18 protein-coding genes are annotated in these 17262 nt (G+C 68.9%); 7 read left to right on the forward strand and 11 right to left on the reverse strand.

The genetic code is table 11. The annotated features are described in order from the left end of the window. The first annotated feature begins 136 nt into the window (after window positions 1-136). From hrpB to AC50YC_RS03425, 3 genes are all read left to right on the forward strand, one after another. On the forward strand, window positions 137-2818 hold the full coding sequence (hrpB, locus tag AC50YC_RS03415) for an ATP-dependent helicase HrpB (RefSeq protein ID WP_494952211.1): 2682 nt from the start codon (window positions 137-139) through the stop codon (window positions 2816-2818). 105 nt (window positions 2819-2923) lie between these two features. Further along, on the forward strand, window positions 2924-3196 hold the full coding sequence (locus AC50YC_RS03420; protein WP_494952212.1) for a hypothetical protein: 273 nt from the start codon (window positions 2924-2926) through the stop codon (window positions 3194-3196). Continuing rightward, window positions 3193-3489, forward strand: coding sequence for a hypothetical protein (locus AC50YC_RS03425; protein ID WP_494952213.1), 297 nt, complete (start codon window positions 3193-3195; stop codon window positions 3487-3489). The genes AC50YC_RS03420 and AC50YC_RS03425 overlap by 4 nt, the downstream gene beginning before the upstream one ends. Here AC50YC_RS03425 and AC50YC_RS03430 read toward each other — a convergent pair. From AC50YC_RS03430 to arsD, 7 genes are all read right to left on the reverse strand, one after another. Then, window positions 3480-4802 carry a nicotinate phosphoribosyltransferase gene (locus AC50YC_RS03430; protein ID WP_494952214.1) on the reverse strand — a complete coding sequence of 441 codons (1323 nt, stop codon included), beginning with the start codon at window positions 4800-4802 and terminating at the stop codon, window positions 3480-3482. The genes AC50YC_RS03425 and AC50YC_RS03430 overlap by 10 nt on opposite strands. A gap of 30 nt (window positions 4803-4832) precedes the next feature. Next, on the reverse strand, window positions 4833-5291 hold the full coding sequence (locus tag AC50YC_RS03435; protein ID WP_494952215.1) for an arsenate-mycothiol transferase ArsC: 459 nt from the start codon (window positions 5289-5291) through the stop codon (window positions 4833-4835). Continuing rightward, complete coding sequence (trxB, locus tag AC50YC_RS03440; RefSeq protein ID WP_494952216.1) at window positions 5284-6276, reverse strand: thioredoxin-disulfide reductase; 993 nt, start codon at window positions 6274-6276, stop codon at window positions 5284-5286. The genes AC50YC_RS03435 and trxB overlap by 8 nt, the downstream gene beginning before the upstream one ends. Beyond that, window positions 6273-6725 carry an arsenate reductase ArsC gene (locus AC50YC_RS03445; protein ID WP_494952217.1) on the reverse strand — a complete coding sequence of 151 codons (453 nt, stop codon included), beginning with the start codon at window positions 6723-6725 and terminating at the stop codon, window positions 6273-6275. Before AC50YC_RS03445 ends, trxB begins: the two co-directional genes overlap by 4 nt. 32 nt (window positions 6726-6757) lie before the next feature. Then, window positions 6758-7849: an ACR3 family arsenite efflux transporter gene (arsB, locus tag AC50YC_RS03450; protein WP_494952478.1), complete on the reverse strand. Its 1092-nt coding sequence runs from the start codon at window positions 7847-7849 to the stop codon at window positions 6758-6760. A 136-nt stretch (window positions 7850-7985) separates the two neighbouring features. Beyond that, window positions 7986-9740: an arsenical pump-driving ATPase gene (gene arsA / locus AC50YC_RS03455; RefSeq protein ID WP_494952218.1), complete on the reverse strand. Its 1755-nt coding sequence runs from the start codon at window positions 9738-9740 to the stop codon at window positions 7986-7988. Window positions 9741-9746: 6 nt separating this feature from the next. Continuing rightward, window positions 9747-10142, reverse strand: coding sequence for an arsenite efflux transporter metallochaperone ArsD (gene arsD, locus AC50YC_RS03460; protein ID WP_494952219.1), 396 nt, complete (start codon window positions 10140-10142; stop codon window positions 9747-9749). 122 nt (window positions 10143-10264) lie between these two features. On the opposite strand from arsD, the gene ligD reads away from it, so the two are divergent. Then, window positions 10265-11287, forward strand: coding sequence for a non-homologous end-joining DNA ligase (gene ligD / locus AC50YC_RS03465; protein ID WP_494952220.1), 1023 nt, complete (start codon window positions 10265-10267; stop codon window positions 11285-11287). A gap of 7 nt (window positions 11288-11294) precedes the next feature. Here the strand turns inward: ligD and AC50YC_RS03470 are convergent, their stop codons facing one another. Next, complete coding sequence (locus AC50YC_RS03470; RefSeq protein ID WP_494952221.1) at window positions 11295-12215, reverse strand: amidohydrolase family protein; 921 nt, start codon at window positions 12213-12215, stop codon at window positions 11295-11297. Window positions 12216-12286: 71 nt separating this feature from the next. Beyond that, entirely contained in the window at window positions 12287-12559 is a 273-nt protein-coding gene (locus AC50YC_RS03475) for a hypothetical protein (protein WP_494952222.1), read from the reverse strand. 302 nt (window positions 12560-12861) lie between these two features. Here AC50YC_RS03475 and AC50YC_RS03480 point away from each other — a divergent pair, with 302 nt between their 5' ends. Then, entirely contained in the window at window positions 12862-13572 is a 711-nt protein-coding gene (locus AC50YC_RS03480) for a TetR/AcrR family transcriptional regulator C-terminal domain-containing protein (RefSeq protein WP_494952223.1), read from the forward strand. A gap of 97 nt (window positions 13573-13669) precedes the next feature. On the opposite strand, the gene AC50YC_RS03485 is transcribed toward AC50YC_RS03480, so the two are convergent. Beyond that, on the reverse strand, window positions 13670-14032 hold the full coding sequence (locus tag AC50YC_RS03485; protein WP_494952224.1) for a hypothetical protein: 363 nt from the start codon (window positions 14030-14032) through the stop codon (window positions 13670-13672). Between the two features lie 148 nt (window positions 14033-14180). On the opposite strand from AC50YC_RS03485, the gene AC50YC_RS03490 reads away from it, so the two are divergent. Then, complete coding sequence (locus AC50YC_RS03490; RefSeq protein WP_494952225.1) at window positions 14181-15464, forward strand: class I SAM-dependent methyltransferase; 1284 nt, start codon at window positions 14181-14183, stop codon at window positions 15462-15464. 14 nt (window positions 15465-15478) lie between these two features. On the opposite strand, the gene AC50YC_RS03495 is transcribed toward AC50YC_RS03490, so the two are convergent. Further along, window positions 15479-16150, reverse strand: a complete 672-nt coding sequence (locus AC50YC_RS03495; protein ID WP_494952226.1) for an alpha/beta hydrolase family protein — start codon at window positions 16148-16150, stop codon at window positions 15479-15481. Between the two features lie 61 nt (window positions 16151-16211). On the opposite strand from AC50YC_RS03495, the gene AC50YC_RS03500 reads away from it, so the two are divergent. Beyond that, window positions 16212-17210 carry a pirin family protein gene (locus AC50YC_RS03500; protein ID WP_494952227.1) on the forward strand — a complete coding sequence of 333 codons (999 nt, stop codon included), beginning with the start codon at window positions 16212-16214 and terminating at the stop codon, window positions 17208-17210. The last annotated feature ends 52 nt before the right edge of the window (window positions 17211-17262 follow it).

Consider the following 17262-nt stretch of genomic DNA (forward strand, 5'->3'; position numbering starts at 1 on the left):
CCCGCTCGGGATCGAGCCGCATGAGTCAAAAGTCCCGGTGTCGCGGCGCCGCAGCGTTCTGCGTGGGATTGATCGGGGACGCCGCACCCGTTCCGGGCGGAACACGGCGTCCCGGCTTTGTGGGGACAATGGGAGTGTGACTACTCCGGCTGATCCGCTGACCCTTGCCCCCGCGCCGTTCAGGCTGGAGGCCATCGGGTCGGGCCTGGCCTTCGGGCGCTCGCTCGGCGATCTGGCCGAGGCATTGCGGGCCGGCGGCCCGGGCGCGACCGCCGTGGTGCAGGCGCCGCCGGGCACGGGCAAGACCACGTTGGTCCCGCCGCTGCTGGCCAACCTCGTCCTGAGTGCCGCACGGCAGCAGGGCCGCGGGTCCAACGCACGCATCATCGTCACCCAGCCGCGCCGGGTCGCCGCGCGTTCAGCGGCGCGGCGCCTCGCTGCGCTGGACGGCAGCCGGCTGGGGGACCGTATCGGATACACGGTCCGCGGCGAACGCCAGACCGGCCCGGACACCCTGATCGAATTTGTCACCCCGGGCATCCTGCTGAACCGCCTGCTGGCGGATCCGGGGCTGGAAACCGCCGGCGCCGTCATCCTCGACGAAGTGCACGAACGCGGCCTCGAAACCGACCTGTTGCTGGGCATGCTCGCCGAGGTCCGTCAGTTGCGGGGCGACCTCGCACTCGTCGCCATGTCCGCCACCCTGGACGCGCCGCGGTACGCCGCCCTCCTCGGAGCCGGCGGCGATGCGGCGGATCACAGCGCCGGGGATCACGGCGGCGCCCGTCCGGCGCCCGTCGTCGACTGTCCGTCCGCGCTGTACCCGTTGGAGGTGGACTGGGTGCCGGCCGCGGTGCCCAGGCTGGATGAGCGCGGAGTGACCCGGGCCTTCCTGGACCATGTGGCAGACACAGCCGCCTCCGCGCATGCCGAAGCCCTCGCGGCCGGCCTGGATATTGATGCCCTGGTGTTCGTCCCGGGGGCGTGGGAGGTGTCCTACGTTGCGGGACGGCTGCGCGGCCGCTCGCGCGCGGAGGTCCTGGAACTGCACGGGCAGGTCGGCCCGACAGAGCAGGACCGCGCCGTATCCGGGCGGGTACCCGGGGGCGGCCCGCGGATCATCGTATCCACGTCGCTCGCCGAATCCTCCCTCACGGTCCCGGGAGTCCGGCTGGTCATCGACTCCGGACTGTCCCGCGAGCCGCGGCGGGACGCGGGCCGCGGCATGTCCGGGCTCGTGAACGTGTCCTGTTCCCGCGCCTCCGCCGAGCAGCGCGCCGGGCGGGCAGCCCGCCAGGGACCGGGACGGGTGGTCCGCTGCTATGACCAAAAGACCTACGGCGCCGCGCCGGCCCACCCGACACCGGAGATCGCGGTTGCTGACCTCACCGGTGCCGCCCTGGTCCTGGCGTGTTGGGGATCGCCGGGGGGCCGCGGGCTGTCACTGCCTGACGCCCCGCCGCAGTCCGCGATGAACGAGGCCGTGGAGGTGCTGAGGGAACTCGGGGCGGTGGCACCGGACGGCCTGGCCACGGATCTCGGCAAGGCGCTGGCCCGGGTTCCCGCAGATCCCCGGCTGGCCCGGGCCCTGCTGGACGGGTCGGCCGCCGTAGGGAACCGCGCCGCCGCGGAAGCCGTCGCGCTGGTCGCTGGGGACCAGCGCGCCCCCGGCGCCGATCTCCCGCGCCTGCTGGCCGGCCTGCGCTCAGGCAAGGATCCGGCGTCCCGGCCCTGGGCGGACGACGTCCGGCGGATGGAGACCATCGCACGGCAGGAGCGGTCCGGCGTCGCATCCCCGCCCCTGGCGGTGGCTATCACCCCTCGGGAAGCTGTTGGGGTCGTTGTCGCCCTCGCTTTCCCGGACCGGGTGGCGCGCAGGGTCGCCGGAGAAGGACCGGAGCGCTACCTGCTCAGTTCCGGGACTCGGGCCGGGCTTCCTGCCGGAAGCTCCCTGTCCGGGCACGAATGGCTCGCTGTCGCCGAGGTTTCCCGGGCCCAGGGCCGCGACGCGGCCGGCACCGGCGCTGTCATCCGTTCGGCCGCACCGCTGGCGGCGGATACCGCCGAGGCTGCCGCCCGGCACCTGCTGAGCGACACCGTAGTGGCCATGTTCAGCCAGGGCCGGGTCACGGCCCGGAAGGAACGCCGGCTGGGCGCGATCGTCCTCTCCACCACTCCGGTCCGTCCGTCCGCCGCTGACGGCCGGGCGGCAGTAGCGCGGGCGCTGGAGAAAGAGGGGTTGGGAACGATTGGATGGTCGACGGCGGCGGACGCCCTGCGCCGCCGCCTTGCCCAGCTGCGCCGGGAACTCGGGGACCCGTGGCCGGACGTGTCCGATCCGGCATTGATCTCCCGCCTCGACGAGTGGCTCGCACCGGAACTCGAGGCGCTTGCCGGCGGCGCTGCCACGAGCGGGATCGACCTGGCAGACCCGCTGCGGCGACTGCTGCCCTGGCCCGAGGCCGCCCGGCTCGGGGAGCTGGTCCCGGAACGGCTGGAGGTGCCCAGCGGTTCCTGGGTCAAAATCGACTATCCCGCCGTCGGCGACGACGGCGCGCGCCCGGTGGTCGCGGTCAAGCTCCAGGAGTGCTTCGGCTGGGACCAGACGCCGCGGCTCGTGGGCGGCAGGGTGCCGGTGCTGTTCCATCTGCTGTCGCCGGCCCGGCGGCCGCTGGCCGTGACCGACGACCTCGCCTCCTTCTGGTCCGGGCCCTACGCGCAGGTCCGTGCGGAGATGCGGGGCCGATACCCCCGGCATCCCTGGCCGGAGGATCCGTGGACGGCGCCGGCGACCTCCCGGACGAAGAAACGGAGCTGACGAACGGGCGGCTGTGACGTCATTGTGACGCGGCTCACGGCGGTCCGGGTATCCTAGAGGTGGTCATGCAGTCGGCCGCACATGCTTCACAGGGGATCTTTTACTATGACTAGCAAACTCGACATCACCGTCGCTGTCGACCTCAGTTCGGAATCCGCACTCGTATCACCGGTGGGCCAACTCACCGTTCGGAACGTCTCAAGTCTTATCGCAGTTGCCCGCCGGGCAGGTTCGTTTGGGTATGGCCTCGACACGGTCGTGGACCTGCGGAAGCTGACCGGCGCAGACCCTGAAGCCGTGGAGATGATCCGCGACTCGGGATGGCAGGGGCGCCGCCTACTCGGAGCGGGCCCCGCCGACCGGAGGCGTGCAGCATGAGGGCGGAAGTGGCCGTCTACGGTTCGCTCACCCATACCCACGGTGCGGAACTGATGTTCGATTCTTTCCGCCGCTGGCCCCTGGTGCCCTCCCCGCAGCTCGTGCGTCTCCGCTCGGCGCTGCTGCAATGCGTCGAGTTGGCCTCGCCGGACAACGGCAGGGACCTCTCGGAGTCCGCCGGAAAGCTGCTGCGGCTCGTCACCGACGAACTGGACCGCCGCAACGACCACTCAGCCGGTCCCGCGGACCTGCCGCAAGGATTCCGGCGCGCACGGCGCCGCCCTCACGCGTAGATGGTCGGAATGGCGGGTCCGCCGCGCTGAAGCCGGTACACGACGGCGGGAAGTTCGGCCATGGTCTCCGTGTGCCGGCGCCGGGCCCGCACCACGGCCTCCGGCCCGGTCCATCCCGGCAGGAGCTCTCCATCCCGCACGAAGTGCTGAAGCAGTGGCCTGCCGTGCGGTTCCTCCGCCGGAGGGTGGCCAACCCCGAGGACTTCGTGGGTGGCCGTGCCCGAGCCGTCAAGCCGGCGCACCGCGTGCTTCCGGCCGCTGGCGTTGATCTTGTTCTTCGAGCTCTTGGCCACCGCGATGAATTCCCCGGCGTCGTTGGTGCGGCTGACCAGCTTGTAGACCATGCCGGCGGTGGGGGCGCCGGAACCAGTGACCAACGCCGTCCCGATGCCGTACGAGTCAGCCGGTGCAGCCTGGAGCGCCGCAACGGAATATTCGTCCAGATCGGACGTGACGACGATCTTCGTGTGCACGTTGCCCAGCCGGTCCAGCAGCTCACGGACCCACCGCGCCTGCGCCAGCAGGTCACCGGAATCAAGCCGCACCGCCCCCAGCTTGTCGCCGGCGAGCTCGACGGCGGTCCGGACGGCCGCCTCGACGTCGTAGGTGTCCACCAGCAGTGTGGTCCCGGGTCCGAGCGAGTCCAACTGCGCCCGGAACGCATCGCGTTCGGTGTCGTGCAGGAGGGTGAAGGAATGCGCGGCTGTGCCGACCGTCCGGAGGCCGAAGCGCCGGCCGGCTTCCAGGTTCGACGTTGCGGCGAAGCCCGCGATGACGGCGGCCCGGGCAGCGGCGGCGGCCGCTTCCTCCTGGGCCCGGCGTGAACCCATCTCAATGCAGGGCCTTCCGCCCGCCGCGCTGACCATCCGGGAGGCCGCCGACGCTATGGCGCTGTCGTGGTTGAGGACGGACAGCACGAACGTCTCCAGGATGCAGGCCTCGGCGAAAGTGGATTCCACGATCAGGACAGGGGAGTAAGGGAAGTAGGCCTCCCCCTCGGCGTAGCCCCAGATATCGCCGGAGAAGCGGAAGTCCGCGAGCCGGTCCAGGATGCCGGCGTTGACGACGCCGGTCCGGTCCAGGAACTCCAGCTCGGATGGGCCGAAGCGGAAACCGGCAAGGCCTTCAAGCAGCCGCCCCGTTCCGGCCACGATCCCGTACCGGCGCCCCTCCGGCAGTCCGCGGGCGAACGCCTCGAACACGGCCTTCCGCTCCGCAGCGCCGGAGTGGAGGGCCGCCTGGAGCATGGTCAGTTCGTAGTGGTCGGTATAGAGGGACGAAATGGGGCGGTCCCACGCCGGGGAGGTATCCATGATTCACCCTAGTCCTCCCCGGACGGAGGGTCAGCCTGGAGCGTCTGCGGCCGCCGACCCAACGCCGTGCCCGGGCCCTAGTGCCGCATACAGCGCCTCGACCCGGCCGCGGATGTCGTCCCGGACCAGCCGCATCCGTTCCATGCCCTGGATGCCCCGCTGGGAGGGCTCATCGGTTTCCCACACCTCGAAGCGCTTTCCCTCCCGGGGTTCGAGTTTCGCTTCGGTCCCGAGGATGACCACCACGTCGACGGCGTCGATCGCCGCGTCAGTGACCGGTTTCGGGTGTTCGTGGCGGATGTCTATTCCGAGCTCGGCAAGGGATTCCACCGACTCGGCGTTCAGGGAGGTGCCCGGCGTGGTGCCGGCCGACAGTACGGTCACGGTATCGCCGGCGAGCTGTTTCAGGAGCGCGGCCGCGAGCTGGGACTTCCCGCCGTTCTTGCTGCAAACGAACAGGACGGCCGGCTTCCTGTCGCTCTCAGGCATGGGTGGGTTCCTCGACGAGGGCGGTGGCGATGCTGTCGGCGTCGTCCAGTGCGGCGAGGTACCGTTCGGCGTCCAGGGCGGCGGCGCAGCCGGTGCCGGCGGCGGTGATGGCCTGCCGGTAGCGGTGGTCCACGGCGTCCCCGCACGCGAAGACACCGGAGAGGTTGGTGACGGTGGTGGGGGAGTCGACCTTGATGTAGCCCTCGGAGTCGAGCTCCACCTGGCCGGTGAGCAGTTCGGTGCGAGGGACATGCCCGATCGCGACGAAGATGCCGGTGGCGGCCTGTTCCCGGGTTTCGCCGGTGCGGGTGTCCGTCAGGGTGACGCCGGTAACCTTGGCGTCCCCGTGGATGGCGGTGACGGCGGAGTTCCACGCGAAGCTGATCTTGGGGTTGTCCTTGGCGCGCTGCGCCATGATCCGGGAGGCGCGGAGCTCGCCTTTGCGGACCACGACCGTGACGGACTTCCCGAAGCGGGTCAGGAACGTGGCTTCCTCCATGGCCGAGTCTCCGCCGCCGACAACAATGATGTCCTGGTCGCGGAAGAAGAACCCGTCGCAGGTGGCGCACCAAGAGAGCCCGTGCCCGCTGAACTTCTTCTCCTCCGGCAGGCCGAGTTCCTTGTAGGCCGAGCCGGTCGCGAGGATAACGGCGGGCGCCTCGTGGGTCTCACCGGCTCCGGTGACCACACGCTTGAGGTGGCCGGAGAGCTGGACCTCGGTGACGTCATCGAACACCACCTGGGCGCCGAATTTCTCGGCCTGCTGCTGGAGCCCGTCCATGAGCTCAGGGCCCTGGATGCCGCCAGGGAAGCCGGGGAAGTTTTCCACCTCGGTGGTGTTCATCAGGGCGCCTCCCGCGGTGACGGCCCCGGCGATAACGAGGGGCTTCAGGCCGGCCCGGGCGGCGTAGATCGCCGCGGTGTAGCCGGCGGGGCCGGATCCGATGATGATCAGCTGTTCAGTGTTTCCGGCGTCAGCGCTCACGGTCGTGCTCCTTGGTCTTGGTGCCGGTTACTGGCGGCGGGGATGAGGGATGCGATGAGGTCCTCGATGCGGGCCTTGATGTCGTCGCGGATCGGCCGGACGGACTCGACGCCCTGGCCGGCCGGGTCCTCGAGTTCCCAGTCCTCGTAGCGCTTGCCGGGGAAGATCGGGCAGGTGTCGCCGCAGCCCATGGTGATGACGACGTCGGATTCCTTGACGGCCTCGGTGGTGAGGACCTTGGGGATCTCGGCTGACATGTCGATGCCGAGTTCGGCCATGGCCTCGACGGCGGCCGGGTTGACCTTGTCGGCGGGCTGGGAGCCGGCGGAGCGGACTTCGATGGCGCCCTTGGACAGGGTGGTGAGGAAGGCGGCGGCCATCTGGGAGCGGCCCGCGTTGTGGACGCAGACGAACAGGACGGAAGGCTTCTTGGCGGTTTCGGCGGTCATTCGGGTCTCCTGGGGTTCGAAGGGGTGGAAGTTCAGCGCGCGACGGCGGCGGGGGTGAAGTAGCGTGTGCGGGCCCAGAGGGCCACATAGACCAGTGCAACAAGAACCGGGACTTCGATCAAGGGGCCAACGACGCCGGCCAGCGCCTGGCCGGAGGTGACGCCGAAAGTTCCGATTGCCACGGCGATGGCGAGTTCAAAGTTGTTGCCGGCCGCGGTGAACGCCAGGGTGGTGGTCTTGGCGTAGCCGAGGTCCAGCCACTTTCCGATCAGCATGCCGGCGCCGAAGACGACGAGGAAGTACACCAGCAGCGGCAGCGCGATCCGGACGACGTCGAGCGGACGGGAGGTGATGGTGCCGCCCTGCAGGGCGAAGAGCAGGGTGATCGTGAAAAGCAGGCCGTACAGCGCCCACGGACCGAGCTTGGGCAGGAACGTTCCTTCGTACCAGTCACGGCCCTTGGCCTTTTCGCCGATGGTGCGGGTGAGGAAGCCTGCCAGCAGCGGGATCCCCAGGAATACGAGCACCGAAGCGGTGATGGCCCAGAAGGAGAAGTCCGCGCTGGTGGTGGGCAGGCCCAGCCATTCCGGCAGCAGCTGCAGGTAGAACCAGCCGAGCGCGCCGAACGCGATGACCTGGAAGACGGAATTGATGGCCACGAGGACGGCGGCGGCCTCGCGGTCGCCGCACGCGAGGTCATTCCAGATCATCACCATGGCAATGCAGCGGGCCAGGCCCACGATGATCAGGCCGGTCCGGTACTCGGGCAGGTCCGGGATGAAGATCCAGGCCAGGGCAAACATGAATGCCGGCGCCAGGACCCAGTTCAACACCAGTGACGTGACCATAAGCTTGCGGTCGCCGATCACGCGGTGCGCCTGGTCGTAACGGACCTTCGCGAGGACGGGATACATCATCACCAGCAGGCCGACCGCGATCGGCAGGGAAACCTGGCCGACCTTGACGGTCTCCAGTGCGGCATTGAGCCCCGGGATGAAGCTGCCCAGGAGCAGGCCCAGGACCATGGCGGCAACGATCCATACCGGCAGGAAGCGGTCGAGCGTGGAGAGCTTGCCGACGACGGCAGCCTCGCCATCAAGGGTGGGCGACGGGTCGGTCTGGATGCTCACGGGGCTCCTGTGCTGCTCAGCGGTACGCTAAATTGATGAGTGTCGATATGAACTCTTCCAAATCACATCGATGAATGTCAATCTGTGCGCCGCCGGGGAAGATGAACACTGTGGAAACACCTCCGGGCCGTCAGGCGGGCTGCGGTACGGCCGTCAGGGCCGTGAGCTTCTCCTCACCGATCGGTTCGGTGGCCAGCAGGGGTACGAATGCGATCCTGTCGGCCAGGGCGCGGACCCTGGTGATTTCCGGGATCTCGGCGGCGGCCCGGGCCTGCAGGAACGGGGTCTGCGGGCGGGCGGCGGCCATGGAGTTGTTGATCACCCAGGCCCACGGGTGGATCCCTGCCCGTTCCAGGTCCTCCTGCAGCCCCTGGGCCTCCAGGACCGGAGTGGTTTCGGCGAGGGTGATGAGCAGGACCTTGGTCTGGGCCGGATCCTGAAGCCGCATCAGCGGGGTCACGAACCCCATGGTGCTGCCGACCTGCCGGGCGATCTCGCGGTGGTACGACCCGGTGGCGTCCAGGAGCAGGAGCGTGTGTCCGGTCGGCGCGGTGTCCATCACCACGAAATTGCGGCGGGATTCCTGGACCACCCGGGAGAACTGCCGGAAAACAGCCACCTCGTCGGTGCACGGGGACAGCAGGTCCTCAGCGAGGGCGGCACGCCCGTCGGCGTCGAGGCTGTGGCCCTTGGTGGTCATCACGTGGTCCCGGTACTCCTGGATGGCAGCGACCGGATCGATGCGTGAAACCTTCAGGCCCGGGACGGAACCATGCAGCGTTTCGGTGAGATGCGCCGCGGGATCGGTGGTGGTGAGGTGCACAGCGTGGCCACGGTTGGCCAGGGCAACCGCGAGCGCCGCAGCGACAGTGGTCTTGCCGACACCGCCCTTGCCCATGCACATGACGAGTCCGTGGCCGTCGCGTTCCATTTCGGCGACGAGGTCCGACAGGGCGGCATCCTCAAGTTCCGCCGCGGGCGGCGCGGCCATGGGCGCAAAACTGCCCGGCACGAACAGGGTTTCCAGCGCCGGAATGCCGACCATGTTGCCGGCCTTCAGCTCCAGGACGTCGCGGGGGAGCGCGGCAATACTGCCTGAGATGGCGGCGATGGCTGCGGTTTCGCGGCCCCGCACGGCCTGTGCCAGTGGTTCGTCTCCGACGCTGTGCGGCAGGACACCGTTGATGACGACGAATCCGCCGGCGATACCGATCTGGTTGAGTTCCAGGAAGGTCCGCTCAATCTCCGTCAGCGAGGAGGTCTGCGCCCGTGCGACCAACACGAGGCGCGTTCGGGCGGGGTCGGTGAGGGTCTGGACGGCCTTGGCGTAAACCTGTTTGTGTTTCTCCAGCCCGGACAGGGGGCCAAGGCAGGACGGATCGCCCTTGCCCGCGTCGAGGAAGTCAGTCCACGACCCGGGCAGCTGCAGCAGCCGGATGGTGTGGCCGGTGGGTGCGGTGTCGAAAACAATGTGGTCGTAGGCCCCATAGGCCGTGTCGTCGGCGAGCAGGTTGGTGAACTCGTCGAACGAGGCAACTTCCGTCGTGCAGGAGCCTGAGAGCCCCTCGGCGATGCTCGCCAGTTCGCTCTCCGGCAGGAGTCCCCGGACGGGGGCGATGATCCGCTCCCGGTACGCGGCGGCGGCCTGCTCCGGGTCAATCTCGAGCGCGGCCAGGCCGGGCGCCGCCGGAATGGGAGTGATGGTGTTCCCGATGGTGACGCCGAAAACCTGCCCCACGTTGGACGCGGGGTCGGTGCTGACCAGGAGGACCTGCTTGCCGGCCCCGGCCAGGCTCAGGGCGGTGGCGCAGGCCACGGAGGTCTTGCCCACGCCGCCCTTGCCTGTGAAGAACAGGAAGCGGGGCGTGTTCTCGAGGAACTTCATGCCGGTCTAGCAGCAGCTCGTTGAGCCGCCGCAGCAGCCGCCGGATTTCTTGCTGAGGCCAAGCTCCGGGCGGATTCGGTCCTCTGCCGGAGCCTCTTGGGCGAGGCCGGCGAAGCTGAGCAGCTGCTCGCGGTTCGGGTAGCTGCCGATCGCGACCGTGACGCCGTCGACCATGGTCAGGGGAAGTCCTTTGGAGCCGACGGTGTGCAGGAAGCCGCGGACGGACTCGTCGGCGGCGAAGGCGGTGGGATCGCTCGCAAGATTGTGGCGCGCGATGTCAGCGCCGAGGCTCTGGAGGTGGCGCACGTCGGCCGTGACCTCGAGGAGCGACTGGTCGACGTCGGGGCCGCAGACTCCGGTGTCGCAGCACAGGGCGGATTCGTAGATGTGGATAGCAGGCATGTGGCTCTCCTTGGCCTAGGTGCAAGTGAATGCGTGATCAGTATATCGAGCTTTGTCGATAGATGCGCTGCTGTGGTTGCCGGGCTATTCAGTTGTCCCAGGTCTGGGAGTACCTTGTCCCCATGGCGAAGGAAGAAGTGACCATCACGCTCGACAGCCCCACCGGAAAGCGGGACCTGCGGATTTCCAGCCCCAGCAGGGTCCTGTGGCCGCAGCTCGGGCTCACGAAGCTGGACCTCGCCCGGTACATTGTCGACGTCGGGGACGCCTTCCTGGCGGCGAATGGCAGCCGTCCCGTGACGCTCCAGCGGTTCGGCGACAACATCGACGGCGAACAGTTCTTCTCGAAGAATCCGCCGCGGGGCGCCCCTGACTTTGTGCGTTCGGTGACGGTGGTCTATCCCAGCGGACGCTCGCATCCGCAGCTCGTGATCGACGAGATTGCCGCCGCGGTCTGGGCCGTGCAGATGAACACGGTGGTGTTCCACCCCTGGGCCTCGCGGGCCGGCAACCCGGACAACCCGGACCAGCTCCGGATCGACCTCGACCCGCAGCCGGGCACCGGATTCGAGGAGACCGTGCCCGCCGCCCAGGAACTGCGCTCCGTCCTGTCCGAGGCCGGGCTGGAGTCCTTCATCAAGACCTCCGGCAACCGGGGTCTGCATGTTTTCTCCCCGATCGAACCCAGCCGTGAGTTCCTTGAGGTCCGGCACGCCGTGATCGCCGCCGCCCGTGAACTTGAGCGACGGATGCCGGACAAGGTCACCACTGCCTGGTGGAAGGAAGAACGCGGCGCGAGGATCTTCGTCGACTTCAACCAGGCGAACCGCGACCGCACGATGGCGGGGGCCTACAGTCCACGAGCCCTGCCCGGTGCCACGGTTTCCTGCCCGATCGGCTGGGAGGAGCTGGAGCACATCACCACTAAGGACTTCACCATCATCACGGTGCCGCAGCGGCTCAAGGCCACCGGAGACCCATGGGCGGAGATGCAGGCGAAGCCGGGCACCATCGATGTTCTGCTGCAGTGGTGGGAACGTGACCTCGCGGCCGGCCTCGGTGAGCTGCCGTTCCCGCCGGACTTCCCGAAAATGCCGGGCGAGCCGATGCGGGTGCAGCCCAGCCGGGCCAGGGCCAAGGAGTAGGGCGGGGTCAGACGCCCAGCAGGCGCTGGCCGTTGTGCCAGCAGACCGTACGCAGCCAGTCGTCGTCGAGCCGGGGTTCCTTGTCGCGGAGGCGTTCGAGTGCTTCCAGCTGATGGGCGTAGGCATACGGGATGTTCGGGAAGTCGCTGCCGAGCACAATCCGCTCCGGCATCGAGGCCAGCCGCGGCAGGAGCTCGGGCGGGAAGGGTGCGGCGGCCTCGAAAAAGTCCGTGAAGACCATGGTGGTGTCCAGGTGGACGCGGGGGTACCTCTCGGCCAGGTCCAGGAACTCGCCATACTCGGGTGCCCCCAGGTGGGCGACGACGGCGGTCAGCTGGGGATGGCAGCGCATGACGCCCTCCAGCTTGTCCGGGCCGGTGAAGCCGGGCCGTGGAACCGGGCCGCTGCCCACGTGCACAACGACCGGAACACCGGTCTCGGCGAGCAGGCCCCAGACCGGGTCCAGGACAGGCTCGCGCAGATCGAATCCGCCCACCTGCGCGTGGATCTTGAACACCCTGGCGCCGCGTTTCAAGGCCGACCGCACCTGATCCAGGACACCGTCCTCCGGGAAGAATGTGGCGCTCGGGACGCAGTCGGGCTCTGCTGCGGCCAACGCAAGGGCAAAGTCGGTGAGGTCCGCCGCCATGCCCGGGCGGTGCGCGTAGGTCAGTGCGGTGAAATGGCGCAGCCCCAGCTGGCGCAGCCGGGCCAGCCTGCTCGCCTCGTCCGTGCGGTAGGTAATGGGCCAGGGGCGGCCGATGAGGGGACCGGCTTCATCAAAGTGTGCCCACACCCGACGCAGCATCCGCTCCGGAAGGAAATGCGTATGGATATCGATCAGGCCCGGGAGCCCGAGCCGCCTCCACCACTCCGGTACATCGGCATCCCGCATCGTCTCCGCAGGTTCTTCCATTGCGTTGTTCACGCCGACAGTCTGTCACGCCGTGCCGTCCACCCGGCAGGCGCGCCCAAGGACAGGTGCAGTCCCGGGTCCGCTCAGTTCAGGGCCGGATACGTCGCCAGGATGTAATCGGTGGCTGCCGGTCCGGCCATGCGGAGTCGGCTGCGGCCGGGCCTGATGCGGTGCGCCTTCAAGGCAGCCCAAAAGCCGGAGACCGGCTGCGGTGCGGTGTCGTGCAGCAGGCACCAGCTGATGTAAAGACCGTAGAGCTGGTCTTTCCTCAGCGAGTTGCCGTCGTCGGTTCCTTCGGTGGTTGCCTCGGCGAGGAAGCGGTCGATGTGGGCAGGGGCAGTCAGTGAAGCGGCCATGGTCGGCTCTCTCCCGTACTGTGCAGTGAATGCTGCCGTGTGGCTACAGCAGCGTGTTCCTCGGCGCCGCGCACAAGGGCGCCGAAGCGGTTGGCCCGAAAGCCGAGCCGAGAGCGGCCCGCTGTGCCCCGGGGGCAGTCAGCGGGCGATCCCGGAAGGCAGGAGGCGGGCCAGCGGAGCTCAATCCTGGAACATGTCATCCGGGAACGTCTACATTGTAGATATTAGGCGTAGACTACGGGTTAGGCAAGTGGTGCCGCGGTCGCGGCGCCTGGCCCACAGCTTGAGGAAGTGGCACCAACATGACAACCCCGCAGCAACCAGCAGGCGACGAAGCCGGCAGTGGCGCCCGGAAGAAGCGGCTCAGCCGTGAGGTCGTTCTGGCTGCGGCACTGAAGCTTGTCGACGACGAGGGGCTGGAATCGTTGACCATGCGCCGGCTGGGGCAGGCCCTGCACCGCGATCCGATGGGGCTGTACCGTTACGCAGCCAACCGGGCGGCGCTCCTGGACGGCGTCACCGAGCTCGTGCTGGACGAGCTGGCCATCTTCGGGGACGACCCGGACTGGCAGGGACAGTTGCGGCGCATCGCCCACGACCTCCGGCTGCTCGCACTCCGCCATCCCAATGTGGTTCCGCTGCTGGTGACCCGTCCGCTCTCGACCCCGCTGGGTCTCCGTCCGCTGGGCACCCTCCGGCCGCTGGAGCAAATTCTGGGTCTGCTGATCGACGCCGGCTTCACCGCCTCCGATGCCCTGCACGTCTACCGGGCCTACTACGGATTTCTCTACGGACACATCCTCAACGAACTCCAGGAGTTCATCGTGGACCCCGACGAGAATGAGGCCTTGCTGCGGCTTGGCCTGCACCGCCTTCCGCCGAAGGAGTTCCCGCGGCTGCGTGCCCTGGCTCCCCAGCTGGCCGACTATGACGGTGCCGCGGAGCTGGATGAGGGCATAACCATCCTGCTGTCCGGGCTCTCAGCCCACCTTGCCGCGCCGCTGATCAAGTAAGGCTGAGGACGCGGCTCCCTGGCATGGCAGCGTCACCGCGTTCCCGGGCGCCGCGGCGGCGACAGCAGTGGAGTAAGCAGCGGAGTAAGCAGCGGAGTCAGCGGCGGCGGAGGGTGCGGAGCACTCCGCGGACCGCGAATCCGACGGCACACACCAGCGGAACCAGCCCGGCAAGGACGGCGATGCTGTTGGGCCGGAACGCCACCTGCCCGTCACTTCCGCGGCAGTACACCCCCAGCGGGAGCACAAAGCCGCCTCCGCCGCCTCCGGCGGCCGCGCCGTCGTGGCCGGCAGCTTCGCCGCCGGGAACGGGGCCGGAGTTTCCACCGCCGCCGAAGCCGAAGGAGACCAGGGCCACCGGGATCAGTTCCTCGCCGTCCACTGTCACCGCCGGGCCATAGGCCCTGGACACACCCACGTTTTTGAAAGTCTCTGCGAGAGACGATAGAGCTTCAGTCATGCCACGACCGTAGGCGCCCCGCGCGGGGGAGCGCCAGAGGCATTGGCCCCTGAACCGCCCCGCGGCAGGGCCATCCGGCCCCTGTTCGGCTGCGGAACGCCGAAATAGATTGGAAGCGGACTAAGGCACCGGCAGAAAGGCCATGATTATGACGAAAAAGACTGGGGCGGCACCACGGCTGGCGGAAGTGCTCTCCGTCGTCCTGGGCACAGCGGAAATCCCGCTGCGGCTGAAGGCCTGGGACGGTTCGGAGGCCGGCCCGGCCGGCGCGCCGGTCATCGAGTTCCGCTCCCGGCGGGCCCTGCGCCGGATGCTGTGGTCGCCCGGGCAGCTCGGCCTCAGCCGCGCCTACGTTGCCGGGGACATCGACGCCCCGGGCGACGTTTTTGCGAGCTTCGCGGCGCTGAGCTCCACCGGCAAGTTCGCCGAGCCCGGGCCGTTCCGGTCTCCCACTGTCCGCGAACTGGCGACCATCCTCAAAAACGCCGCCCTGCTCGGCGCCCTGGGCCCCAACCCGGCGCCACCGCCGGAGGAAGCCAGGATCGTCCGCGCCGGCGGGCGGCACACACGGACGCGTGACGCGGCGGTTATCTCCCACCACTACGACGTCGGCAACGACTTCTACGCCCTCGTCCTCGGCCCGTCGATGGTCTACTCCTGCGCGGTCTGGCAGGACGAAGACACCGGACTGGAAGCCGCGCAGGGCGCCAAACTCGACCTGGTCTGCCGGAAGCTGGGACTGCAACCCGGCATGAGAGTGCTGGATGTCGGCTGCGGCTGGGGCAGCTTCGCCCTGCACGCGGCGCAGAACTACGGAGTCGACGTCGTAGGCGTGACGCTGTCGGGTGAACAGGCGGCCAGGGCGGGCAAGCGGGTGGCGGAGGCCGGCCTGACCGACCGGGTGGCCATCCGCGTCCAGGACTACCGCGATGTCGTCGACGGGCCGTTTGACGCGATCAGCTCCATTGGTATGTCGGAGCATGTGGGCCGCGATCAAATGCCCGGGTACGTCGCCAGGCTGCACGGGCTGCTCCGGCCCGGCGGCCGGCTGCTCAACCACGCCATTTCCTGGAACGCGGGTCCCAGCGCCCCGGATCCGGACTCCTTCATCCCGCGCTATGTGTTCCCGGACGGCGAGATGTTGGCCCTGGCGGAGATGGTGGGCGCGCTGGAGGCCGGCGGACTGGAAATCCTCGACGTCGAGGCCCTGCGCCGGCACTACGCGCTGACGCTGCGGGCCTGGGTGCGGAACCTCGAGGAGCACTGGAGCGAGGCGGTGCAGCTGGGCGGGGCAGGGCGGGCCCGGGTTTGGCGGCTCTACATGGCTGCCAGTGCCCTGGGCTTCGAGTCCGGCATGACCGGCGTCAACCAGATCCTGGTGCAACGCCCCGGAGGCGCCGAACCGCCGCTGCGCAGAACCGCCTGGATCTGACGTAAGCGGATGCCTCAGCAGGGGCTGTGCGCGGCGATGAAGGCCGCCGCGGATCCTGCCAGTGATACGCCGACTTCCTCGGTGCTGCGCTTGGTCCCTTTGACATCGAAGGTATGGTTGCCGCCGTCGCGCCACTCAAGGGTTGCTGACGGGCCGATCCGGGCCGCCACGGCCTCCAGCAGTTCCGGCGTGGCAAACGGGTCGCGCGTGCCCTGCAGGAAGAGCATCGGCAGTGCCAGCCCGTAGAGGTGGTCGTCACGGAGCTTCTCCGGCCTGCCCGGGGGGTGGAGCGGGTAGCCAAGGAAGACGAGTCCGGCCGAGGGCATCCCCTCGGCCACCGCCATTGAGGCCATCCGCCCGCCAAAGGACTTGCCCCCGGCCCAGAGCGGCTCGCCTGCCGACCGGGCGGCAGCGTCAGCCATGGCCGCGCGCCAGGCCGCAATCGCTGCCGGAGGCCTGTCGGGGAACTTGCGTCCGGCCTCCCGGTAGGGGAAGTTGAAGCGGAGCGTGGCGATCCCCAGGTCGTTCAGGGCGCGGGTGAATCCGGCCAGGAACGGGTGCTCCATGCCGGCCCCCGCCCCGTGGGCGACTACCATGGTCGCCGCTGGCGTCCCGGGGCGGGCGTAGATGCCTGAAACGGCGGATTCGCCCACGTTGATCGTGACGGGTAACTCGGGGACGGTCATGACTCCATCATGACGCCTTTGCAGGCTGCGGATACCGCCCCGCGATGGCTAGGCTGTCGTTATGAGCAACACCGAGGTGGCACCCCAGGAGATCCTGTGCGAAACGGACGACAGCTGCGTGGGCGTGGAAATTCTCGTGCCCCGGCAGGTCCCGCTGGGCGGGCCGCGGGCCATGGATGTCAGACGCACTCTGCCGCAGCGCCAGCGGAGCCTTATCGGTGCCTGGTGCTTCCTGGACCACTACGGTCCGGACAGGGTCGGGGAATCGGGGGGCATGCACGTGCCGCGCCACCCGCACACGGGTCTGCAGACGGTCAGCTGGCTGTTTACCGGCGAGATTGAGCACCGAGACTCGGCCGGGTTCCACGCCGCGGTGCGGCCCGGCGAGGTCAACCTGATGACCGCAGGGCGGGGCATCAGCCACTCGGAATTTTCCACCCCCGGGACCGACGTGCTGCACGGTGCGCAGCTGTGGGTGGCACTGCCGGACGGTGCCCGCCAGATGGAGCCCACCTTTGAGCACTACCGCCCGGATCCGCTCTCCGGACCCGGCTGGATCATGCGGGTCTTCCTGGGATCCCTCGCCGGTGCCACCTCACCGGTCACCACCCACACACCGATGCTCGGGGCTGAGATCCTGCTGGAGGCGGGTGCGACGCTGAGCCTGGACACCGACCCGTCCTTTGAACACGGGCTGCTGGTTGACACTGGGTCCCTCCTGGTCGACGGCCACCCGGTCGCCAAGGACCACCTCGCCTACCTGCCGGCGGGGCACACCTCCCTGACCCTGGCAGCCGGCGCCGAACCGTTGCGCGTGCTGCTGATCGGAGGCGAACCCCTGGGCGAGCAGATCGTGATGTGGTGGAACTTCGTGGGACGAAGCCATGAAGAACTCGTCGAATACCGGGCGCAATGGCAGGCGGAAATCGGCGCCGAGGACGCAGCCGTAGCCGCCGGGACGGACACCGCGGGCCCGCGCTTCGGCACCTTTCCCGCGGGTGAACCCGCGCCGCTGCAGGCGCCAGCACTCCCGAACGCCCGGCTCCGCCCGCGTGCCTAAGACTGTCCACTGGCCAGTCGGCTCAACCCGACAGCCCACCCCACTGTGAAAC

The organism is Pseudarthrobacter sp. MDT1-56, assembly GCF_059383555.1.